A 24,198-nucleotide genomic window follows, 5' to 3' on the forward strand; every position below is an offset into this window, starting at 1 on the left:
GCTTCCGAATTGTAATTAGTCAAACATCGCTGCCTTACCTAACTCCTTTTTTTCAATCTCAATCAAACCTTCCGTCTGATCAACTTTTATTCCCGTTTACAATCTAACGGGCTGCAAAGGTAACTACTTTTTTATTCCAAACAACCTTTTTACAAAAATTATTTTTCTTTTTTTCATTACTCAACTTGCCAATTACCTCAAAAGCTCCTTCCAAACTTATCGGGTTGCAAAGGTGATAATTTTTATCCCAGAATCCAAATCAGTCTGAAAAGTTTTTATTCCTTTCTTGTACTAAATCCAGAAGAGTTAAACTGAAAAACTTTAATGAACATTCCCAAAAAGTGCCTTGTTATCGATTTGGGAGTGCAAAGGTAGGTTTTTAATTCACAGCATCCAAATGAGAATTTGAATTATTTTAATTGCTTGTATACCGGAACCGTGCTGCAGGGTTCTCCATACATAATACTGGAGACAACAGGAAGGAGCTTGTTTGTCAATTCAACATACGCAGAAACAGGTACTTCCAACTTACCACATCCTTTAATTACAACCTTCGATTGCGTGTAATCAGAGGCATTTATTTGTGCAATTGCGTTTGAAAATATTTTTGCATGCAGGTCTTTTATTGTCCCAAATAGAATCAAGTTGGCAACCGGTTGCAGCTTTGTTGCTACTAACATGTATGCCCAGGTTGGTATTATGGCATCAACAGAACATGTAATTGCTACATTTTTTCCTTCATATTGTTCCCAATTATGTTCTTTTAAAAATGTTCTAAAGTCTTTTTCTTTCAAAATAATACCTTCATACAAGTAATCTTTTATATCAAAAAGCACTTTTTCACCAGGATGGTAATAGTCTTCCAGATCGATTGTAATCAATCCACTTTGCTGAACTTTGTTAATTATGGTATCTGAACTCATTTTCGACACTGATTTAGATCAATTAATTTTGCTGTTGGTATGAAATTCTTTGATGTAATTGGGTTCAAAGTAGGCGATATCTTCAAATTTTTGATTTGAAAATTTTTCAAAAGCTTTTATTCCCATGAATTCTGCCGACGGATATGCTTTTGAGGCAAATAGCGCATTGGCATTGCTACAAATATTTTCAAATTTTGAAGACCCATCTCCACCGAATAACACTTTTCCCCTAGACAATTGTTCCTGAAAAGAGCTTTCATCTAAAACCAATGCTTCCTCGTTTGAAATTTCTCTTAATTCCGAATCAAAAGTTGCTGTATAGACTTCCATGCGTCGCGCATCAATCATTGGGACATATAGTAAGCCAGGCTGTTTATATTCTAATTTTGCAGCAAGGCTATATAAAGAGGAGACGGAAACGAGTGGCTTATCTAATGCAAAACAATAGCCTTTTACAGTAGAGGTTCCGATACGCATTCCTGTATAAGATCCAGGGCCAGCAGACACTGCATATGCATCTAATGATTGTGGCGTAATTTCACTTATCGCTAAAATATGATCGACCATGTGCGCAATATTTCGGGAATGTGAGCGCTCAAGAAATGTCTCTGTATGTGCAATTAACTTTCCATCCAAATGCAACGCAACGGAGCAGATAGATGTACTTGTATCAACACTTAATATATATGCCATACGATGTTCTGTGATGAAGTTGTATATAGTATATAATAAAACAGGAAAATCAATTGCTTGATTCTCCTGTTTATATGAATGGTGAGATCAACTCGTTTTATTTACCTGACAAAATACTTTTGTATTTCGCTTTGTCATTCAATACGTCAAGTGCAGCCTGAATTTCTTTGTCACTATCGAAAGACGATTCAATAATTCCTTTTTGTAAATAATATCTTGACGCAATTTCTTCTTCAAGATATTCGACGATTTGAGCTTTAAATTTAATAAGGTCATTTTCTTTATCCTGAGTGATCACATTTTTCAGTTGATCCAGCTGAGACTTCATCGCATCGTAATATTTCTCTTGCTTAGATTGTTTTGTCATTTCATCTAAAGACTTCTCAACTTTTGTGATGTAAGTGTAGTCTTTCCCCTTCAACCAATTAACAAAATCCTGATATTCGGCATCTGTCAACTTAAATGTTTTAGCATCACCGATACTTGGATGTTTCGCACGATATTCTGTTGCATAATCAAACAATAGACTTTTTGAAACCAATGAAATCAATATAGACGAAATAGAATCCTGAGCAACTGTTATATCCGGAGTAACACCACCTCCATCGTAAACCGTTCTACCATTTGTTGTTTTAAATGCTACTTTTAATGAGTCTGCGAATTTTGCAACCGTACCATCTGCACCTCTGTGTGCATAATCAATCGCCTGAATACAGCGTCCACTTGGAGTATAATATTTAGCTATAGTAATTTTTATCTGTGATTTATATGGAAGATCACGAATTGATTGTACCAATCCCTTTCCATATGAACGTTGGCCAACAATTACACCCCTATCGTAATCCTGAATAACGCCCGACACAATCTCAGATGCAGAAGCACTTCTTCCGCTTATTAAAATTACCATTGGAATTGATAAGTCGTCCGGCATAAGTTCAGTAATGTATTTTGTGTTCCATTCTGCAGCTTTACCTTTTGTACTTACAACCAGTTTATCTTTCGGAATAAAAATATTTGAGATATTAACAGCCTCTGTTATCAATCCGCCTGGATTGCCTCTTAAATCAAAAATGATTTGCGTTGCTCCTTTTGTCTTCAGTTCTGTCAATGCATTCTTCACTTCCACGGAAGCAGCTTGCGTAAATTCCGTCAATTTGATGTAGCCGGTATTTGAGTTTACCATACCGTAATAAGGAACATTACTGATTTTTATTTTTTGTCGTGTAAGCGAAAATTCAAGAGGATCAGCATGACCATAACGTTTTACTTTAATTTTTAAAGGCGTATCAACTTGACCTCTTAGTAGCTTACTTACATCATTCGAATTTTTAGCTGTAGTAACAATACCATCGACACTCAGAATTTCATCACCGATCTGCAGCCCTGATTTTTGTGCGGGAAATCCTTCGTAAGGCATTAAGATCATTATTTTATCATGGCGCTCGCCGATCACAGCACCTATACCGCCGTACTGTCCTGTTAACTGCGTTCTGAAATCTTCAATTTTGTCTTCCGGAATATAATTCGTGTATGGATCCAGCGACTCAAGCATGGCATCAATACCTGTAGTCATAATTTGTGACGGATTTATTTCATCGACATATAAAAGGTTGACTTCTTTATAAACACTGGAGAAAATCTCCATGTTTTTAGCGATCTCAAAATATTTGTCTGTTTGTTTAAATGCTGATAACGACGCGATCAGACCAATGCAAACAACCGCAACTACTCCCCAACGTTTAATTTTCATTTTATAAAATTAATAAAGAATGAATGCTATACTAAATAACGTATAATACTTTACGACCTACTTAGACGTGTTATTGTCTGACTGGGTCATTTTAATTATTAAATATAACTTTTTTTTTAATTCCTTCAGTTGAATTTCCTCTTTGGCTGTATAAAGAATTGCCACATATGAGGGTCTAGATGGAAACAATGAAAGAAGTTCTTCTTTTTGAAGTCGGTACGCTTCACGAATCAAACGCTTGATCCGATTACGGTCAACGGCGCGTTTAAAGTTTCGCTTGCTTACTGAAATGACTAATTGGGGGAATGATTCGGAGTATGTTTCATCCGATAAAAATAATACCCTGAAAGGGTATTTAAATCTAGACTGACCATCTTTGAAAAGACGATCAATAACAATTTTGCTAGTAAGCTTTTCCTTTTTAGGAAAAGAGTAAAGCCTGTTACCGTCTATATGTTTATTGTTTGGGTGCATGTTAATATTCTTAACGATTCACCTAAAACGGTAACAAGCTTTGCAACTAATTATCCTTTACGAGGAATCTCGTCTGATACCGTTAATCTTTTACGACCTTTAGCTCTTCTTGCAGCTAAAACTCTTCTACCGTTAGCAGTTTCCATTCTAGTGCGGAATCCGTGCTTATTTTTTCTTTTACGGTTTGATGGCTGAAATGTCCTTTTCATAATTGTAAATCGTTATCCTACTTATTATTGAAGACAAGAATCTGTTTCTTTCATACAAATAGGGTTGCAAATATACCAATCCTTTTTCGAACTAACAATATTGTTTTTAAAAATAACTTATTAATCTTTGTTAAAACTACTGCTATTCTGGTTAGCCTTTATGCGAAAAACATTAAAATCAATTGAATATCAAATAGATACTATCAATTTGCCTGTAAATTTTATTCAGGTAACAATTTCTTTTGAATCCATAAAAGCAAATCCCATCTTAAAAATACCTTCCTGGAGACCAGGCAGATATATTTTGCAGAATTATGCAGCTAATATCCGGGATTGTTCTGCGAAGGATCAAAATGGCGCTTTTTTGCTTGTAAAAAAGATTAACAGAAATTCCTGGGGGGTTGAGGCAGAAGCAGGTTCCGTAATCAGCTTTAGCTATTTATATTATTGCAGACAAATGGATGCCGGTGGTTGCTGGTCGGATTCTGAACTTTTCTATATCAACCCAATTACCTGTCTGATGGCAGTAGATGAACAAGAAAATTTAGCTTGTTCACTAAAACTGAACTTGCCTCCTTCTTTTATTGTAAAAACAGGAATGCCGAAAGAATCAGACTTTACTTATAAGTCTGATTCTTTCCTTGCGTTAAGCGACTCCCCAATACTTGCGTCGCCTGCTCTAACTACACTATCGTATACTGTTCAGGGAATTTCTTTTTATATTCATTCAACGGTTGATGCTTCTTATTTTCCTTCAACAATCTTAGAAGATTTCGAAGCCTTTACAGCTACTCAGATACAAGACTTTAGAGATTTTCCTGAAAAAGAATATCACTTCTTATTATTAATAATGCCTTACCAGCATTACCATGGAGTCGAGCATCGAAATTCAACTGTGATCTGTCTTGGACCAGCTATCGATGTAAAAGAAAAACTTTACCCTGAACTAATAGGTATTTGTTCACACGAATTGTATCATACCTGGAACATCTGTAAAATCAGGCCTTCTGAAATGTCTCCCTACAATTTATTTGAAGCACAATATTTCAATACCGGTTTTGTTGCAGAAGGTATTACAACCTATTTGGGCGATTATTATGTTGCTCTTTCCAATATATTTAATAAAAAATGGTATCAGGAAGAACTGAACATTTTATTGAAACGTCATTTTTATTCCTTCGGAAATCATCATCTTTCTTTAGCAGAAAGTTCTTTTGATCTATGGGTTGATGGTTATGATGCAGGTATTCCGAATAGAAAAGTTTCTATCTATGTTAAAGGTGCAATTGTTGCATTTCTTATAGATACAGCGATCCGTAAAACAACTTCAAACAAATTAACATTACGCGACATGATGCTGGCATTGTGGAACACATACAAATCAGAAGGAAAAGGCTATACAGAAGATTCGATTGCAACACTTTTTCATTCGATAACTTCAAATCAATATACAGAAGATTTCAAACGTTGGATCTATGAATCGGGCGATTTAAAAACGGATTTGATGAATGCATTCAACTATTTTAAAATTCCTGTAACTGAAGAAGCGCATACAAATTTTCTCGGACGAAACTTCGGTTTTCTATGCGATCCAGCATTCACGGTTCAAACAGTAGATGATGCATCTCCTTATGTTTCAATGCTAGGAAAAGGTGATCGCATTCTTCGTATCAATAGTTTCCCTGCTGCTGAATGTTCGCTGGATGAATTGGAAGAATTGGATACGTTGTTTGTTGATTGCACCAATGGGATTCAAACCTGGGAGCTTGAGTTGAAACGTACTGAAAGAGTTTATTTTAAAGCACTGCAGATTCAACTTACTGAAGAGTCGAATTTATTATGAAACCGCCCCTTAAAAGGGCTGGCAATGAAGCTGGGCAGAGGTTTTTTGAAAGAAGCAACAATATTAGACGTCTCCTTCTTGGGGCGATGCCCCAAGTTGTGTTATTTCAGACCTTCAGTCTGAATATTCTACTAAACAACTCGCTACCACGCTTAAATTAAGCTATCAAAACTTCATGAATTCCTTTTTCATAATGCCATTTGAAACAAGGTTGTTTTGGGGCAATGGTACTTTTCTGAAAATAATTGGCTTGTTGAAAACTTTTGAATATCTCATTTTTGTTATTGAGTAACTTGTACTTCCACAATTATTCATAACATGCCAGATTTCGCACATTTACATGTCCATTCACAGTTTTCTTTATTAGATGGTGCTGCCAGCATAAAAGGTTTGGTAGGCAAAGCCGCAGCGAATGGTATGAAAGCCCTTGCGTTAACGGACCACGGAAACATGCATGGTATTTTTCAATTTGTTGCAGAGGCCGTTAAAAATAATATCAAACCAATTGTTGGCTGCGAATTTTATTTAGTCGAGGATCGCTTTAAAAAGCAATTTACAAAAGACAATAAAGATGTCCGTTATCATCAGTTGCTATTAGCAAAAAATCCGGAGGGGTATAAAAACCTGATTAAGCTTTGTTCACTTGGTTATATTGATGGCTTGTATGGTAAGTACCCGCGTATCGATAAAGAATTGGTGCTTAAATACCACAAAGGTTTAATTGCTACTACTTGCTGTTTGGGTGCGGAAGTACCTAGAACAATCTTATCTAAAGGCGAAGAAGCTGGTGAGAAAGCATTCAAGTGGTGGTTAGATTTGTTTGGTGAAGATTATTATGTTGAGCTGCAGCGCCACGACATCAAAGAACAAAACATAGTTAATGAAGTTTTGATCAAGCTTGCACGTAAGTATCAGGTGCCGATCATTGCGTCAAACGATTCGCATTATGTAGATCAAAAAGATTCAAACGCCCACGATATTCTTTTATGTATAAACACAGGTGAAAAGCAAAGCACACCTACCATGAAAGATTTTTCGGATGACGAATCGATGATGAAGGGAAGACGTTTTGCATTTGCCAACGATCAATTCTATTTCAAGACGAAAGAAGAAATGTCTGCTTTGTTCAGCGATGTTCCGGAAGCTATTGACAATACAATGCAGATCGTTGATAAGGTTGAAATACTGAAGCTAAAACAGGATATTCTTTTACCTAATTATGAAATTCCTGCAACATTTTTAGATCAGGATAATTATTTACAACACCTAACCTACGAAGGCGCAAACAAACGTTATGGAGATGTAACACCTGAAATTAAAGAGCGGTTGGATTTTGAATTGCATACCATTCGAACAATGGGTTTTGCAGGGTATTTCCTTATCGTACAGGATTTCATTAACAAAGGTCGTGAGATTGGTGTATTGATCGGGCCGGGTCGTGGTTCTGCAGCAGGCTCTGCTGTTGCTTATTGCATTGGTATCACAAACATTGACCCGATTAAATATAATTTACTGTTTGAGCGTTTCTTAAATCCGGATCGTAAGAGCATGCCCGATATTGATACGGACTTTGACGACGAAGGTCGTCAGAAGGTGATCGATTATGTGGTAGATAAATATGGCAAGACTCAGGTAGCACAAATTGTAACCTATGGTACAATGGCTGCAAAGATGAGTATCAAAGATGTTGCGCGTGTATTGGATCTTCCTTTGCAGGATTCAAATGCGCTTGCAAAACTTGTTCCGGATAAGCCGGGTATTGAATTGAACTGGGTAATGAAAGGTCCGATGAAAGCATCGGATAAAAAGAATGATAAAGAAAAAACACTTACAGAAGAACTTACTCCGGAAGATTTAGAGAATGTTAAGAAGCTTCGTGAATTTCTAGATGATGATGGAACACTAGCTTCAGATGTATTAAAAGAAGCATTGATACTTGAAGGCTCTGTACGTGGTACGGGTATTCACGCCGCAGGTATCATCATTGCGCCGAAGGATTTGTATGACATCATCCCAGTATTCACTGCAAAAGATTCGGACTTACTTGTTACACAGTTCGACGGTAAAGTAATTGAAGATGCTGGTGTAATCAAGATGGACTTCTTGGGTTTAAAAACCCTTACCATCATTCGTGATGCGTTAAAAATGATCGAAGAAAATCACGGTGTAAAAATTGAGATTGATTACATACCACTTGATGATGCAAAAACATTTGAATTGTATCAAAAAGGTGAAACCAATGCTACGTTTCAGTTTGAATCTGCAGGGATGCAGAAACACTTGATCAATTTAAAGCCTGATAAGTTTGAAGATTTGATCGCTATGAATGCCTTGTACAGACCGGGCCCGATCGAATATATTCCAAAATTTATTTCTCGTAAACTCGGCAAGGAAGAGATCATTTACGACTTGCCAGAGATGGAAGAATATTTAGGTGACACGTATGGCATCACCGTTTATCAAGAACAGGTAATGCTTTTGTCACAGAAGCTTGCAGGCTTCACCAAAGGTGATGCCGATGTACTGCGTAAAGCAATGGGTAAGAAAGACCGTGCAACGCTGGACAAAATGAAAGGCAAATTCATTGAAGGTGCTGCAGCAAAAGGTCTGGATCCGAAAGTGTGTGAAAAAGTATGGACCGACTGGGAAGCCTTTGCACAATATGCCTTCAACAAATCTCACTCTACCTGTTATGCATTCGTTGCTTATCAAACAGGTTATTTAAAAGCGAATTATCCTTCTGAATATATGGCGTCTGTATTGACGCATAACTTGAGCAACTTCGACAAGATCTCTTTTTTTATGGAAGAGTGTCAGCGTATGGGCATGGCCGTGCTTGGTCCGGATGTAAACGAAAGTAGTTATCAATTCTCTGTTAATGATAATGGCCAGATCCGTTTTGGAATGGGTGCTATTAAAGGAGTTGGTGAAGGTCCGGTACAAGCGATTATTGAAGAACGCAAAGCAAATGGACCATTTAAAGACTTCTTTGATTTTGTTTCTCGTGTGAATCTTCGTGCGGTAAGTAAAAAGACATTTGAATCGTTGGCCCTTGCAGGTGCACTGGATTATTTCAAAGAATTACATAGAGCACAGTACTTTAATATTGCAGAACGCGAAACCATTACCTTCTTAGAAAAAGCGATCCGTTATGGCAATGCATTTCAAACAGAAGACGACAGCAATCAATCTTCGTTGTTTGGTGATAGTTCAAGCGCAAAACCTGCGCCACCTAAAATTGTTCCGTGCGAAGAGTGGGGAAATATTGAAAAACTGAAAAAAGAAAAAGACATTGTTGGTTTCTATATTTCCGGACACCCGTTGGATCAGTTCAAACTAGAGATTGATAATTTCTGTAATTGCCCGCTGGAAAATGTAATGAGCAGTCCGCAAGGCAAGGATCTGACTGTTGCCGGCATTGTTACCAAAGTAAATGTTCGCCAGAGTAAAAACGGAAAACCGTTTGTATTATTTACTATTGAAGATTACAGCGGCTCGCTTGATTTAGCCTTATTTGGCGAAGATTATTTAAAACATGCGCATTTCATAAATATAGGTGAATTCCTGTTTATGAAAGGTAGCCTTAAACCGAAATGGGGACGTGAAGGTGAGCTGGATTTTAAAATTAACTTTACACAATTACTTGCAGATGTTCGTGCAAAATTATGCAAGAGCGTTAACATCAGTGTCAATCTGGATCAAATCAATGCAGTTACGGTTGTTGAAATTGACCGGATCGTTTCGGAACACAAAGGAAGCTGTTTGTTGTATTTAACCTTGACAAAAAACACGAATGAGCACACAGTAAAAACATTCTCACGTAGTTATAGAGTAGATCCCAATAATGTATTTCTGAGTGAGTTGACTAAACTGGAAGGGATATCCTACAAAATAGGTGCATAAGGAACCATTTTTATTAAAATTTCATTAAGTTTACAGTATACAGTTAACACATTTTCAATTATGGGAAAAGCAGTAGAAATAACAGACGCGAACTTTGAAGAGATAATCAATACAGATCAACCCGTATTAGTAGATTTCTGGGCTGAATGGTGTGGACCATGTAAAATGATCGGACCGGTAGTTGAAGAACTTGCTGGTGACTATGCTGGTAAAGCAGTAATTGCAAAATTAAACGTGGATGAGAACCCAATTGTATCAGCTAAGTTTGGTATTCGTTCTATTCCTACATTGTTGGTATTGAAAAAAGGTGAGATCGTTGACAAACAAGTTGGCGTTGTTCCTAAATCTGTATTAGCACAAAAAATTGATGCGCAATTATAATTGAAGCGTTTACAATTATAAAAAAGGGTAACCAGTTTGGTTACCCTTTTTTATTTCGAAACACTTTGTTTTTTTTGACTAATTAAATTATACGACATTATTTTTAACATTATTCAATCCTCTAAAACCTTAATTCTAAATCCTATTACTTAACTTTTTCATAATGTTAGGTTTTTTAGCTTGTAAATATTTTAAACCAATATTTTAATCAATCTAAACAGCTAAATTTTATGAAAAAACTATTTCTTTCACTGGCAATGCTTGCAGGTTTTTTAATTTCCAATGCACAAACTGGCATCAATCTTTTCATACAGAGTCCTGATTTAATGAGCTATAGCGCTCCTAATGGCAATATGATTTGTTTAAATGACAATCCATTGAATCAAGGCATTATGTATACAGTCACAAAAAACACCAATCAACAATTTTCTGGAACCGTTACTTTGATTTTTACAAATGCTTCCACCGGACAAACAAATAAAATTACAATTGAAACTATCAGTGATCTTCTTTTTCCTACAGGCGAAAATACATATACCAATACATATGCTCTTGCTTTAAGCAATACCAGTAATGGTGTAAATGGAACTGCGGGATTAATAAACTCTGGCAAAGTATATATACAATTTTCAAGTATTACTCTCGGAAGCCCATCTTTTGTTAGCTCACAATTTTTTCAGTTTCAGCGAACTGCACTGAGTGTATCCCCTGCTACCTCCTTTTGTCCAACAGCAAGTCCTGCCTATGCATCTCTTACAGCGACAGGTGTGTCAGGCGCAACATATAGCTGGTCACCGGCAACAGGATTAAATACCTCAAGCGGATATAATGTACATGCTTCCCCAAATGCCAGTACGATATACACCGTTACTGCCACTACAAATGGTTGTGCAAGTACTAAAACAGTTTCTGTTACCAAAGCCAATAATCTTTCCGTTGTTCCCACAGCTGCAACATCCTGCCCAAATCAAGGTACTACACTTACTGCTTCTGGCTCTACAACTTATTCATGGTCACCTCCAACTGGTTTAAATACAACTACTGGTGCGACGGTAATTGCTACCCCAACAGTTAACACTACCTATACCGTTACAAGTACTAAAAATGGTGTATGCCCACAAACCAAAACAGTTCCGGTAACCGTTGTTAGTCCATGCGGTTCAACACTTGCCAACGCAATTGACCTGGGTTCATTCTATACTTGTCCTATGATATTTACTCAAATTTATAACAATTCTACGTCCAATAATTATGGTAACGATTATGGCACGAATAAACCAAATGGTCAAGCAAGTGACGATATCTATTTCAAAATTTATTATGACAGTTATCAAGGGGAAGGTACAATGTTTGAAGTTAGCACCTCTACGGGTGATCCCACATATACTGATTTCGACACATATATACATTTATTAGATGCTAATGGGAACTGGCTACAATCAAATGACAATGCAAGCACTAATACTTTATTATCAAGAATTGGTAGGCAAGTGTTTGAAAACTATTATTACATTGTTATTGAAGGTAAAGGCATTGCATCTGGCAATTTTTCACTATTCATTAATGCCGGTTCAGATTGTGCGAGAATAGGAAATATTGATGCATCCAATTCAACAGGAACATTATCTATTTCTCCCAATCCTGCAGACGATTATTTGACTATAAACTTACCTAGCTCAGATATAGCGGGAGAAATCACTATTTATTCGATGGAAGGTACTTTGATTAAAACAATATCAACTCAAACACAATCAAATACCATCTCTGTTAACGATCTAACAGCAGGATTTTATCTTTTCAAAATTAAACAAGGCGATTTTAGTAAAACAGAAAAAATAATCATTAACTAATCTGATTGATTTTATTACACTCTTTATAAATAAAAAAGGTCTCGCAATGCGAGACCTTTTTTATTTATAAGCCTCCCTATTTGTATATTATATTTTCATGTTCGTGCAACCTTTTATACTACTGCTGAAAAGGAAGCAACTAAGATTTTTCACCTCTATAAATTCAGTTTCTCTATAATACACATACTCCAACGTTAATAATAGGTTAGAATTTGCATAACGATAGCGAAATACTAAATAGGGATATTTGTATTACAAACTAGCTATAGAGTAATCATGATGTACAACATTCACTCTTTCGATTCTGAATTCATAAAATTACATAACAGCACAGGTACACGTAATTTCTATGAAAGACAATATAACTATTCCGAAAATTCGGAGAGTTATAAATTCTTATTGCGCATTCGAAAAAATGCAATCGTTTTACAATTGTTTAAAATGGGTAGAGATTTATTTGAAAGGTAAAATCAAGAGTTGTTTTATTGAAAAATGCCCTTTCCTTAATTTAAGAAGAGGGCATTTTTAGTATCGTTAATTGTTATAGAAGTTTCTTTATAATCAAGAAAACAGAAAAAAATAAGGGCGTCCGTCTGACGCCCATAAGATTAAAAAATTGAATAGCTCTGTTTTCAGTATCAAAGGTACATTACAAATGTTACCAAACGGCTAAGTATATATTATTGAATCTTTACTGAATTGTTAACAAGGTCCGGTTATTTCCTAGAGGAAACGCGATCCCATTGATTGGTGCCTTTATTGTAATAGAAATAATCGTTTGGCCATTCAATCAATTTATTCGGAATGGGAGCCTTATTTGTTTTTATTACTTCTGTCAGCAATTCTTCTGCATGCTCTTCCAATACTTCTACGCTTTCAATAGTACTAATGAAGATTTCTTCTATGTTTGAAATTCTTTTGTTCGAGTAGTTGCACTTGCCTGCTATAGCTTTACGCTCGCCTTGTCTTACACTGGGGGCAATACGTGTAATGTAAAAATAATACGTAGAGTCGTTTTCTGCTTTATAGAGCTTAACTAGCTCTATAATATTGGCATTGTTTTTATAATAACTATAGGCCGAAGAATCCCAACGCATTTCCATAGTTGTTCTGGGAGGTAACTTGTGAATATATCTTGATAGGTCAATTTTAAAATTCGTTTGTTCTTCTTTTGACAAATAAGAATCAGGATTCAAATCTAATGCAGGTTTTGAACAGGAAATTGTAAGTGCTGCCAGAGCTATCAGGCATACAATAAATTGTTTCATTAGTAAATTATTTTAAACAGAGTCTTAATTTAATATTCAATATTAATAGCAAATCAACGCTGGAAAATCCAGCGTTGATTTGCTATTAATTATATCTATTCGTTGAATCGATATTAGTATGTAGTAGATTCAGGAGTAAAGTTCAACCAACCTGAAGTCCAATCCCAAGCTGCATCAGGAGTTGTACCCATTGCACCTAAGTATGTAGTTGTAGTAAAGAATGGAGCTGGCAAATCTGTAAAGCTAGCACCTGTTAAACCTTTAGAAGTTGAAACTTGTGTTGCATTTCCAGAAGACAAATCTGGTAAACCACCTGTGTTTGCAGTAAAGTCAAATATTTGAGCTGCAGAAGTTGCAGAAGAAACTGCTGCAAATTTATTTGCAGCCCAGAAACCTGTTGTGTCATTGTTATTACCTGCAGTAAACAATGCGCCATTTGCATTAGAAGAGTTTGCAGCTTTCCAAGAACCATATAAGTTGTTTTTTACAAAATTTGCAACTGTTGTATTGTATTTGTCAAAATTAGCAGCTGTAGGGTAACCAGCAATAATTGAGTTTTGTACAGTCAAGTTAGTGTTTCTTCTTAAGTGCATTCCAGCACCGAAGTTAGCACTCACATTACTTTGTCCATAAACAAGTGGACCCATGATTGTAATGTTAGAAAACTTAGCACTTGTAAGCGGAGTTTTAGTAGATCCTGTAGCATCGTTATCAGATTCAAACGCATTTGATGCTGAAACGTCAGCAACTGTTCTGTCTCTCATAGAAACACCAAACTGAACATTACCATGATATCCGAAATCTGTATCGAAATCATCATCCCATGTTCTATATTGAACTAAGTATTTACAGTTTACTGAACCACCAAACCATTCAACAGCGTCATCACCAGAGTAAGATACTTGAATGTGATCGATTGTTGTAGCGCTACCAACTGAGCATAATGTTAAGCCATTAATTTCTTTATCTGGAGAATAAACAATCCCGCCAAATTCTAAACGCACATAAGACAAAGAACCTGAATTATCTGCTTCGTCTGTACCACCATAAATACCGTTGCCCGTTGTTACAGAGAAATCTGTTGGGCCTTCAACCGTAATATCAGTACCTTGGTTGTTCGGTGCTTTACCGCAAATTACAATACCGCCCCAATCACCGTAGTTTTTATATGGTGCAGGTGCACTAGAAGTAAATATAATCGGCTTGGAAGCCGTACCATTTGCAATTAATTTACCACCTCTGTTAATTACTAATGAAGCTTTGGAGGCTTTATCGCCTAAAATAAGTGTGCCCGCAGGAATAGTTAATGTTTTACCATTATTTACATACACTAGACCTTTTAACGTATATACTTTACTTGCGTCTAAAGTCATTGTTTCTAAATTTCCAGACAACACGTTTTCTGTTGGTGCTGTTGGAGTAGTAGCTGGATCATCTTTCTTACATCCAGCTAATGTAGCTGTCGCTAAAACACCAACCATTATTAATCTAATTACTTTTTTCATATTAGTTTGTCATTTATTTTCTTCAACAAAAGTAACTTGCCAGTATTACTAAAATGTTAGCTAATGTTTAGTAAATAATCATGTAAGTCTGTAGATGCTTAACATTGTCATCACATAGAAAGGCCCAGAAGAGTATTCTTCTGGGCCTTTCAAAACAATACATTTATATAAAAATCAGAATTTGTAACTAGCACCTAACGTGAAATAAGTACCTTTTCTATAAGTAGAGATTGTCTGATCACCACTGCCGATTTTAAAATCCCGGTTTGAATCTTCCACTAATCGGTACTTCGCATTTAAGATATCCTGTATCCCAAATTTCATTTCCAATTTTTCTGTTATGCCTTTAGTTACTGTAAAATCCAAGGTGTTTCTATTCATTTCATAAATTGTCGCAAAACTAGCATCGCCAACGCCAAATAATCTGTTTCCAAAAACATTGTATACAATATTTGCTTGAATTTTCTTTTCAACATTTGCATAATATAATGCTGCGTTGATCACATAAGGTGATTGTCCTTGCATTGGACGTTTGCTTGCTTGCCCACTTACCGTACTATTTAAATTCACTTCACTTTTAATTAACGAACCATTAAATACCACAGTAAAACGTTTAGCTAAATTTGAAGTTGGCGCTAAAAATCCAAGTGTTTTTCTAACCTCCACTTCCAAACCATAACAAATTGCTTTAGGTGCATTGTCATAATAAAAATTTTGATCTTGCCCACCGATTGGCTGCACATAAAACTCAATCGGATTTGCAATGTTTTTATAAAATACTCCTACTGTGATCGCTTGTTCAGCTGAAGGGTATAATTCCCAACGCAAATCAACATTTTGCGCAACAGAATTTTTTAAATTCGGATTGCCATTCACCTTCCAATTGTTCTCAAAATCATAAAAACCAAATGGCGCAATTTCTCTGAATTCAGGTCTGTTGAGTGTTGTAGCATAGGCTGCTCTTACCTGCATCTTTTTTGTAAAATTGTAATTGACACCTAATGATGGCAATACATTTAATATCGGATTACTTACATGTAAATCTACTCCCGATTGGTTTTTAGTATTAATTTTTTGCGTATTATGCTCCGCTCTAAAACCAAATGTTATCGCTGTCTTATCAGTAAAATAAAGCCCTGATCCAACATAACCTGCAAACAAGGCATTGGACGCATCGTATTTATTTGTACCATCGGTACCTTCACTTAAAATAAAACCTGTGCCATAAGCAATGTTTTGAGAGTCGAAAATAGTTTCGATCGGTTGAGTTGAAATGGAATTGTCAAATGTGCTTGGGTTTTGTTTTATGTATGAGAACCATCTTGATTCAAACGTTCTGGATCTTTTTTCTGTGTAGAATCCTGCACGCACCTTTAATCCAAAATGATTTACACTATCTTTTAACCCTACTAACATATGCTCAACCCCTGCAGTTGCCGCAATGGTGTGCTCTTTCAATTTAGATTCATACGTTGCAGCATCGTTATCTGTAGCATTACCAGGAATAACGACCAACTGCAGGTCGGTTGTTCCATATTTAGCTTGCGAGCCTCCACGTCTGTATGATGGTTCGTTTCTATATATATACGAATATCCAGTTGTCCATTCTATAGATGTTTTGTTATTTGCCAAATCATGCGTCCCTCCTAATTGTCCAGAGTAGATACCCCTTTCCTGATAATACAACGCTCTATCCTTTACAGCAAACCATGAAGCTGGTGACGAACCTGCTTTTTTGTTGATGCCATCCCTAAGTACTGTTTGATTTAAACCTGTCTGATTAAATAAGTTTCTGAATTCAATTTTGTTGCGGGAATTAATTATGAAACTCCAGTTGGTTAACGCACTTATACGCGTATTCTTTTGCAACACCTGATCGGTGTAATTGAACAATGGATTAAACTCTGTAGGTGTAATGTATAAATTTCTGCTGCGTTGCGCTTCATAAAACTGTGTAGTTCTTGTATATGATAGCGAAGTAATGTTACTCACTTTTACTTTATTCAAATAAAAGAACCTTCCCATATTATAGCCCAAACGCAAGTCAGGCATAACCGTCGTATTTTTTAAATTCCAATCGTTCGTCAATGATTTTGCTGCGTTGACTTGAGCAACCGGATCGTAAATTACAGAAGCATCATTTAAATTTGCAGGCATTGAAGATGGCAATGCTCTTTTGTTATTAAATCCTAAAAACTCTGTGCCACCAACGGATTGTCCGAATTGATTTGTAAACGTCGTGTTCATTCTATATGAAAGAGAACCTGTAACGTTTGTGAATCTTTCAGTAACAATACTTCTTGTATATAATTTAACCAAAGAACCGGTCATATCACCAGGCAATTGATCGGATCCGGATTTGAATACTAATAAACGATCGATCATGTTACTAGGTATTAAATCCAATGCAAATGCTCTTGAATCAATTTCAGAACTTGGGGCCATCACACCATTCAACATAATACCGTTGTAGCGACGATTTAATCCTCGCACAAGAATAAAGCTATTATCTACTATGGTAACGCCTGAAATTCTTCCTACAACTTCTGCTGCAGTTCTATCTTGTGATTTTGAAATTTGCTCAGACCCCATGCCGCTTACTACTTCTTCCTTATCACGAACTTCCGCAATTACTGCAGTCTCGGTATGTGTAGAAATCTGCCCTACAATTTCAATTGTTGGAACATCTGCATCCAATTCTAAATTAACTGTGCCAAGATCTGTTGTTTGTCCTGCAACAACTACAACATCTTTAAATATATATTCTTTGTAACCTATGTAAGATACTTTAAAGTTGTATGTACCAGGCTTTATATTGGAAATCAGAAAGACCCCATCCATATCGGATTGCGCACCGATAGATGGATTTTCCGGAGATGCTATGATGGCACCAAAAACCAATTCGTTCGCCGAAGAATCGATCAATATACCTTTAACAGAACCGGTTTGTGCGTTTGATGTGTAAGAAGTAAGTAAAGAACTAAACAGCAAAATAGTTGAAAGTGTCAACCATTTTGGAAAACGTAGCGTATTCATCACGAGCTTTAAATTTGTAGTTTGATTACGCTACAAAAGTAAAGGAATGCTGTTACCCTAACTTTACCATGATGTTAATACAACTTAAAGGGATTGTTACCCCAATGTTAACAAGGGCAACTTTCTTAACATTAAAAAAATATTGAAATAACAATTCAATAATTACTCTACTTCTTTTTCGTCCAGATTACCAGTCATACCTGCCGAAACAATAAATTTCATTGCCTCTGCCCCTGTTATATTCAATGTTAAGACTTTGTCTTTATGTACAAAAATGATATTGCCTGATATATTATATGAATGGGGAAAATAAACTGAAACCAATTCTTCCATTCCCTTAACATTAAATTCTTCTCTGGTTACAAATCCGATTCTAAATGTTCCAGACTCTCCGCCGCCCGTCTTAACCATTACCGGATGATCAAATCGTTTTTTTTCACCAACAATAGCGCTGACTACATCCTTAGATGAAGAATAAATGATATTTATAAAAGGAATTTTATAGACATAGTTTTCTAAAAAACTAAAAGCTGGTTTAACCAATAGCATAGAAGTGAATGCGCCCGTAATTACTAAGAAAGCGACAACAATTGCAATACCTACACCTGGAGTAAGATCAACTTTAAATAAGGCCGGAATGATTCTGTCAAATACACTAAAAATAAAAAAGATGATGTACACCGTGATAAATATAGGCGTCCAGAATAACAATCCTTGTATAAAATAGCGAATAAACAGTTTCATGGTATTGGTGTAAATTACAGGGCTGAGTTATGCCCAGGCATGTGTTTGAATATAGCTTTTCACTTGTTCCATAAGCCACATGGGTGTTGACGTAGCGCCGCAGATACCTATTTTATCTGTGGATCGAATCCACGATTCTTCAATTTCGTTTTCATTTTCAACGAAATAACTTCTTTCATTCTCTTGTTTGCAGACACCGTAAAGTGCTTTCCCATTCGAACTTTTTTTGCCGCTCACAAAAACAACAACATCTACTTCCTTTGAAAATTTTCTCAATTGAGGTTCACGATTAGAAACCTGTCTGCAGATACTGTCATTATAATCAAAGCTTTCGTCCGGAGTTCCTCCTGCTGCTTTTATACGTTCTTCAATCAAGTCTTTCATTTTATAAAAGCCTTGAGTACTTTTTGTTGTTTGAGAATACAGGGTAACTGGTTTTGAAAAATCGATCGTGTCTAAATCCTGTTCACCTGTTATAACAATTGCTTTATCGCCTGTTTGCCCAGTCAACCCAATAACTTCAGCATGACCATGCTGTCCGTATATTACAATCTGTCCATCCTTTGAATCAATTGAATCGAACGAAGCTTTAACACGGTTTTGTAATTTCAACACAACCGGACACGATGCGTCTACCAATTCAATATTATTATCAAGAGCTAGTTGATATGTCTCAGGAGGTTCGCCATGTGCACGGATCAGAACTTTACAATTGGAAAGTTCTTTCAATTGATCGTGGTTGATTATTTTTAGACCTTTAGCCGCCAAACGTTCTACTTCCATACTGTTATGGACAATATCCCCAAGACAATATAATGGTTCGCCTGTAGCCATTTCATCCTCCGCCATCTGAATAGCGAATTCAACTCCAAAACAATACCCGGAATTTTTGTCGATGGTAATTTCCATATTTATCTCTACTAAACTTTGAGCTACTCATTGAACAGTATTCAAAGCTGTTTGGTTTCTTAATAAGACTATTTAAATATCTTCTACTCGGTATTCAAGTTCAATCATCCTTCCAACAGCAATATTCATGATGCAATCAACCTGTTCTTCGACCGTAATGTAAGTGGTATCAATCTCATATGCATCTGCAGCTTTCCTCAGCGGCGATTCCTCTCTGGTTGTATCCATGAGGTCTCTGCTCTCGATATTTGCAATAATATCTGCAAGGTCTACAATTTGCTTACGAGCAAATAATTCCTGCTGTCTGCGATATGCACGCACCTCCATATCTGCCACCATGAATATTTTCAATTCTGCATTTGGAAATACATGTGTGCCAATATCACGACCATCCATAACAACTCCCTTTTTGCGGGCAAGTTTCTGCTGTTGTTCTACCAGGTTTTTACGTACAGCAGGCAAAGCACTTACTTCACTTACTTTTTCAGAAACATACATTTTCCGGATTTCATTCTCAACATTCAATCCATTCAGATACGTATCACTTGATTCAGTCTTATGATTATATATAAATGAAATATGAATTTGAGTTAACGCCTCTGTTACCGCTTTTTGGTTTGTACAGTTAATGTAGTGTTCAATAAAATATAGTGCTACAGCACGATACATTGCTCCAGTATCCACATATACATAACCCAACTTAGCTGCTAATATTTTTGCTGTAGTACTCTTCCCACACGCCGAATATCCATCAATAGCTACAATTATTTTTTTCATAGCGGCTCTCCTTTCACTTCACAATCTAATTTATACTTTCCGTATAAAGCAATGTATTAAAAAATTATCTGTTATGTCCAGCCTTAGGCTTTTTGCCGGTTCTAGGGTGCCATGATTGTTGCGAAGCTCCACTGCTGCAAGAAGATAAAATCACTACTGCGAATATGCTGCCTACCAGGATGAATGCCAATGCCTTTTTCATAAAATTATGTTATGTTATTTTGAAACTTTATCTTTTACTTCTAATTGAATTAAATATACTGAATCTTATTGTTTAATTAATGATGCTTTTTATGCTTCATTTTAGATTCTTTATGAGGTTTGAAAGGCTGACTTTTTGCCGCTTTATTTTGTTGTAAAGCGTAACAAGACACCATACTTTGCATTATGATTCCAACAATAGCATACACGATGATTTTCATAGAATTTTATTTATTTTAACAAACTCATTAACAATAAGATGAAATTAAAACTAATCGTTTCAACAGCAATCCTTTGTGGTATTCTTGTAGTCGGATATTGTCTCGCAGTGACTGTAAATATACGAAATCATCGATTTAAAGAACAGCATTCGGATAAATTAGCCTCAACTAACTCTAATATTCTCTTTAAACGGTTTGATTGTCCGGAAGGATACGTTCGAAAAGAAGCCCCTAAAAGTTCATTTGAAACCTGGCTTAGAAATGTTCCATTGAAAGATGAAGGTGCTTCTGTACACCTTTTTAATGGTGAATTAAAAGTGAATCAGCGGGTACATGCAGCCGTACTGACATTTGATGTTGGCAGCGAAGATCTGCAACAGTGTGCAGACGCGGTTATGCGTCTGAGGGCTGAATATCTGTATCAAAAAAAGGCGTATGATTCAATCGTTTTTACTTTCACCAATGGCACAAAAGCCTATTACTCCAAGTGGCGAGAGGGGTATCGAGCTCAGGTTTCAGGAAATGCCGTTGCCTGGGTCAAAAGCGCCAAGCCCGACACATCCCATGCCTGTTTCAGAAAATATATGAATACGGTGTTTATGTACTGCGGAACCTATTCGCTTTCAAAAGAATTAAAATCCATTTCCATTGAGCAGATAAAAGGCGGCGATGTATTTATTCATGGGGGCTTTCCGGGACATGCTATGATTGTAATGGATGTAGCTATACATCCTGCAACAAAGAAAAAAGTATTTATGTTAGCACAGAGTTATATGCCGGCACAAGAGATTCACATTGTTAAAAATTATTCCGAGAAAGAGCTAAGTCCGTGGTATGAAATTCCTGAAAGCGGAAGTCTTGATACACCTGAGTGGTCGTTTGAGTTAACAGATCTGAAAAGATTTTAAAACATCGGTTTTATGTTCAATTATAAATCTGATGCTTAATAGAAAATAATTTCTCTTCTTATTTAATCTTGAAAAAAACAAAGTCTCCTTTCGCTCCTCTCATATCAATCCAGGTGCCAGAGATATTTCCATCTATATCCAGATATCCATTATAAACTGCATAATAGCCATTAGGAGCTTTTTGTGTCAACTGTATTAAAGATGGCTCAAGTACATTTCCAAAAAACAAACTGTTATTGTCTATTCCCCAATAAGAACCGCTTATGCTATTGTCCGGCATCATTGTTAACGTTATTCCAAATGCATCCAACTTCCCTGTGCAAACTCCGTCAAGCTGAGTATCAAATATTCGCTGATATTTACCGGTTACGTCTGCGGCATGGGTTGAAAATTTGAATGAGGCAAATAAAATGATTGATGCTCCTAAAATTAAAAATGCCTTTTTCATATACTAATACTTATGACTGTTTCGACCAAATTACTTATTGCCTGCTAACAAATACATTACAGCCATACGTACAGCAACACCATTCTCTACCTGATCCAGGATAATGGAATGCTGACTATCCGCAACATCGCTGCTCAATTCAACTCCTCTGTTGATCGGACCTGGATGCATGATCACAATTTCCTTATTCAACGAATCCAATAACTGCTTATTGATTCCATAATACTGCGCGTATTCTCTTAACGAAGGGAAATATTTGATCGTTTGTCTTTCAAGCTGAATGCGCAATACGTTTGCAACGTCGCACCATAACAATGCTTTGCGCAAATCAAATTCAACCTTAACTCCCAATTCACCAATGAATTTAGGGATCAATGTTGCAGGACCGCAAACCATCACTTCTGCACCTTGTTTTTTCAGTGCAAAAATATTTGACAATGCAACACGTGAATGCAGAATGTCTCCAAAAATACATACCCTTTTGCCAGCTACGCTTCCCAGTTTTTCTTTAATCGAAAAGCTGTCCAGTAACGCTTGCGTCGGATGTTCATGCGTACCATCGCCCGCATTGATAATATTTGCGCTGATGTGTTTTGAAAGAAAATGAGGTGCGCCAACACTTGCATGTCGCATCACAATCATATCAACTTTCATTGCTAAAATATTATTAACGGTATCAAGCAGGGTTTCTCCTTTTTTAACAGAGCTTGCTGCTGCAGAGAAATTAATTGTATCGGCCGATAAACGTTTTTGTGCTAACTCAAAGGATAAACGGGTGCGGGTTGAATTTTCAAAAAATACATTTGCGATTGTTACATCGCGCAGCGAAGGGACTTTTTTAATGGGTCTATTAATGACTTCTTTAAACTGACTTGCTGTTTCTAAAATAAGCTCAATATCTTTTGGTGTAAGATCTTTTATTCCTAATAAATGCTTTACTGATAGTTGGCTCATTTTATTATTATTTCTTTACTAACCAGATTAATTCTTTTTTATCTTCAACTTCTTTGATGTCTACAATCACTTTTTCGGATTGAAGGCACATCACTTCTTTGCCCACATAATTGGGCTGAATAGGTATATCACGACTGTATTTACGATCAACCAAAACAAGCAATTCTACATCTTTCGGTCTTCCGAAAGCCATCATCGCATCCATCGCAGCGCGCACCGTACGGCCGGTGTATAACACATCATCAACCAGAATCACTCGTTTACCTTCTATCAGAAAAGGAACCTTTGTTGCATTTGCCTTTAACGGACCAGCATGGCTTCTGAAATCATCTCTAAAAAAGGTTGCATCCAGATAACCCAGATTGATCTTCTTTTTTGTTGCCTTTTCTAATTTTTTATGAATACGCTGACCTGTAGCTACGCCTCGTGGTTGAAGTGCTAAAATAACAGTATTGGAGAAATCGTCGTGGGACTCGATCAATTGCTGACAAAGCCGGTCCAACATGACCTGCAACAAATCGTTGTCGATTATAATGCGTTTGGACATAAACTTTGTCTTTAAATTTTACAAATATAGAATTTTATAGATTAGCGCAGGCGAAAGAGTTGATTTTTTTATTCACCGGCCAATTCTAAAATGATGTCAAATTCTTCTTTTTTAACCGGTTGAACAGATAATCGCATGAATTTAACCAAAGCCATATTTGCTAGACGCTTGTCTTTTTTAACCATTTCAAGCGTTACCGGATTTTTCAGTTTCTTAACCGGCGCAACATCCACAACCACCCAATTTGCATCGTCTGTTGTAGGATCCTGATACGCTTCTTTTACAATCTTCGCAATACCAACAACTTCTTTCCCTTCATTTGAATGGTAGAACAACAGCAAGTCGCCCTTCTTCATATCTCTAAGATTGTTGCGTGCCTGATAGTTGCGTACGCCATCCCAGAATGTTTTTTTATCGACCATGAATTGATCGAATGAATATTTGAAAGGTTCGGATTTAATTAACCAGTAGTTCATAATTGAAGTTTTATGTTCAAAGTTCTATGTTTTAAGAATAGTTACTTTAATACATTATTTGCGTTAAAATTAATGAATTTAGTTTAGAGTTCCAGATTAAAACAGGTTTACAATACTTTATATCCTAAAACTTAAAACTTAAAACTTAAAACTTTTATCTTTACATATTCCATCTAAC

Annotated in this window: 20 protein-coding genes; 5 read left to right on the top strand and 15 right to left on the bottom strand. The window is 36.3% G+C overall.

Features of this window, described 5'->3' with window-relative positions:
- Positions 1-410 precede the first annotated feature (410 nt).
- From A3EE_RS0100010 to rpmH, 5 genes are all read right to left on the bottom strand, one after another.
- On the bottom strand, positions 411-923 hold the full coding sequence (locus A3EE_RS0100010; protein ID WP_018341362.1) for a DUF2480 family protein: 513 nt from the start codon (positions 921-923) through the stop codon (positions 411-413).
- A gap of 18 nt (positions 924-941) precedes the next feature.
- Positions 942-1,616 carry a tRNA (adenosine(37)-N6)-threonylcarbamoyltransferase complex dimerization subunit type 1 TsaB gene (gene tsaB, locus A3EE_RS0100015; protein ID WP_018341363.1) on the bottom strand — a complete coding sequence of 225 codons (675 nt, stop codon included), beginning with the start codon at positions 1,614-1,616 and terminating at the stop codon, positions 942-944.
- Positions 1,617-1,713: 97 nt separating this feature from the next.
- Positions 1,714-3,366, bottom strand: coding sequence for a S41 family peptidase (locus A3EE_RS0100020; protein WP_018341364.1), 1,653 nt, complete (start codon positions 3,364-3,366; stop codon positions 1,714-1,716).
- A 57-nt stretch (positions 3,367-3,423) separates the two neighbouring features.
- A complete protein-coding gene (gene rnpA / locus A3EE_RS0100025) occupies positions 3,424-3,840 on the bottom strand; it encodes a ribonuclease P protein component (protein ID WP_018341365.1) in 417 nt (138 codons plus the stop codon).
- 50 nt (positions 3,841-3,890) lie between these two features.
- Positions 3,891-4,049, bottom strand: a complete 159-nt coding sequence (gene rpmH / locus A3EE_RS21575; RefSeq protein WP_083921225.1) for a 50S ribosomal protein L34 — start codon at positions 4,047-4,049, stop codon at positions 3,891-3,893.
- Between the two features lie 160 nt (positions 4,050-4,209).
- Between rpmH and A3EE_RS0100030 the strand changes: the two genes are divergently transcribed.
- The 4 genes from A3EE_RS0100030 to A3EE_RS0100055 all read left to right on the top strand — a co-directional run bounded on the left by A3EE_RS0100030 (position 4,210) and on the right by A3EE_RS0100055 (position 12,026).
- Positions 4,210-5,892 carry a M61 family metallopeptidase gene (locus A3EE_RS0100030; RefSeq protein ID WP_018341366.1) on the top strand — a complete coding sequence of 561 codons (1,683 nt, stop codon included), beginning with the start codon at positions 4,210-4,212 and terminating at the stop codon, positions 5,890-5,892.
- A 318-nt stretch (positions 5,893-6,210) separates the two neighbouring features.
- The gene (gene dnaE, locus A3EE_RS0100045) at positions 6,211-9,795 is read left to right on the top strand and encodes a DNA polymerase III subunit alpha (protein ID WP_018341367.1); all 3,585 of its coding nucleotides are present in this window, start codon (positions 6,211-6,213) and stop codon (positions 9,793-9,795) included.
- Between the two features lie 60 nt (positions 9,796-9,855).
- Positions 9,856-10,176, top strand: a complete 321-nt coding sequence (gene trxA / locus A3EE_RS0100050; RefSeq protein WP_018341368.1) for a thioredoxin — start codon at positions 9,856-9,858, stop codon at positions 10,174-10,176.
- A 230-nt stretch (positions 10,177-10,406) separates the two neighbouring features.
- Positions 10,407-12,026 carry a T9SS type A sorting domain-containing protein gene (locus A3EE_RS0100055; protein WP_018341369.1) on the top strand — a complete coding sequence of 540 codons (1,620 nt, stop codon included), beginning with the start codon at positions 10,407-10,409 and terminating at the stop codon, positions 12,024-12,026.
- A 716-nt stretch (positions 12,027-12,742) separates the two neighbouring features.
- Here A3EE_RS0100055 and A3EE_RS0100065 read toward each other — a convergent pair.
- The 6 genes from A3EE_RS0100065 to cmk form a co-directional block, all read right to left on the bottom strand.
- A complete protein-coding gene (locus tag A3EE_RS0100065) occupies positions 12,743-13,294 on the bottom strand; it encodes a hypothetical protein (protein WP_018341371.1) in 552 nt (183 codons plus the stop codon).
- A gap of 113 nt (positions 13,295-13,407) precedes the next feature.
- Positions 13,408-14,799, bottom strand: a complete 1,392-nt coding sequence (locus A3EE_RS0100070) for a hypothetical protein (RefSeq protein WP_018341372.1) — start codon at positions 14,797-14,799, stop codon at positions 13,408-13,410.
- A 174-nt stretch (positions 14,800-14,973) separates the two neighbouring features.
- Positions 14,974-17,835 carry a TonB-dependent receptor gene (locus tag A3EE_RS0100075; protein ID WP_018341373.1) on the bottom strand — a complete coding sequence of 954 codons (2,862 nt, stop codon included), beginning with the start codon at positions 17,833-17,835 and terminating at the stop codon, positions 14,974-14,976.
- Between the two features lie 162 nt (positions 17,836-17,997).
- On the bottom strand, positions 17,998-18,579 hold the full coding sequence (locus A3EE_RS0100080) for a DUF502 domain-containing protein (RefSeq protein WP_018341374.1): 582 nt from the start codon (positions 18,577-18,579) through the stop codon (positions 17,998-18,000).
- Between the two features lie 27 nt (positions 18,580-18,606).
- The gene (locus tag A3EE_RS0100085; protein WP_018341375.1) at positions 18,607-19,488 is read right to left on the bottom strand and encodes a 4-hydroxy-3-methylbut-2-enyl diphosphate reductase; all 882 of its coding nucleotides are present in this window, start codon (positions 19,486-19,488) and stop codon (positions 18,607-18,609) included.
- Positions 19,489-19,560: 72 nt separating this feature from the next.
- Positions 19,561-20,265, bottom strand: coding sequence for a (d)CMP kinase (gene cmk, locus A3EE_RS0100090; protein ID WP_018341376.1), 705 nt, complete (start codon positions 20,263-20,265; stop codon positions 19,561-19,563).
- A 460-nt stretch (positions 20,266-20,725) separates the two neighbouring features.
- Between cmk and A3EE_RS0100105 the strand changes: the two genes are divergently transcribed.
- Positions 20,726-21,595 carry a DUF4846 domain-containing protein gene (locus A3EE_RS0100105; protein WP_018341379.1) on the top strand — a complete coding sequence of 290 codons (870 nt, stop codon included), beginning with the start codon at positions 20,726-20,728 and terminating at the stop codon, positions 21,593-21,595.
- Positions 21,596-21,653: 58 nt separating this feature from the next.
- On the opposite strand, the gene A3EE_RS0100110 is transcribed toward A3EE_RS0100105, so the two are convergent.
- The 4 genes from A3EE_RS0100110 to A3EE_RS0100125 all read right to left on the bottom strand — a co-directional run bounded on the left by A3EE_RS0100110 (position 21,654) and on the right by A3EE_RS0100125 (position 24,020).
- Positions 21,654-22,043, bottom strand: a complete 390-nt coding sequence (locus A3EE_RS0100110; protein WP_018341380.1) for a hypothetical protein — start codon at positions 22,041-22,043, stop codon at positions 21,654-21,656.
- Positions 22,044-22,073: 30 nt separating this feature from the next.
- A complete protein-coding gene (locus tag A3EE_RS0100115; protein WP_018341381.1) occupies positions 22,074-22,997 on the bottom strand; it encodes an aspartate carbamoyltransferase catalytic subunit in 924 nt (307 codons plus the stop codon).
- A 7-nt stretch (positions 22,998-23,004) separates the two neighbouring features.
- On the bottom strand, positions 23,005-23,544 hold the full coding sequence (gene pyrR / locus A3EE_RS0100120) for a bifunctional pyr operon transcriptional regulator/uracil phosphoribosyltransferase PyrR (RefSeq protein ID WP_018341382.1): 540 nt from the start codon (positions 23,542-23,544) through the stop codon (positions 23,005-23,007).
- Between the two features lie 68 nt (positions 23,545-23,612).
- On the bottom strand, positions 23,613-24,020 hold the full coding sequence (locus A3EE_RS0100125; protein WP_018341383.1) for an EVE domain-containing protein: 408 nt from the start codon (positions 24,018-24,020) through the stop codon (positions 23,613-23,615).
- Between the last annotated feature and the right edge of the window lie 178 nt (positions 24,021-24,198).

Origin of the sequence: Cytophaga aurantiaca DSM 3654 (assembly GCF_000379725.1) — a bacterium.
GTDB lineage: Bacteria > Bacteroidota > Bacteroidia > Cytophagales > Cytophagaceae > Cytophaga > Cytophaga aurantiaca.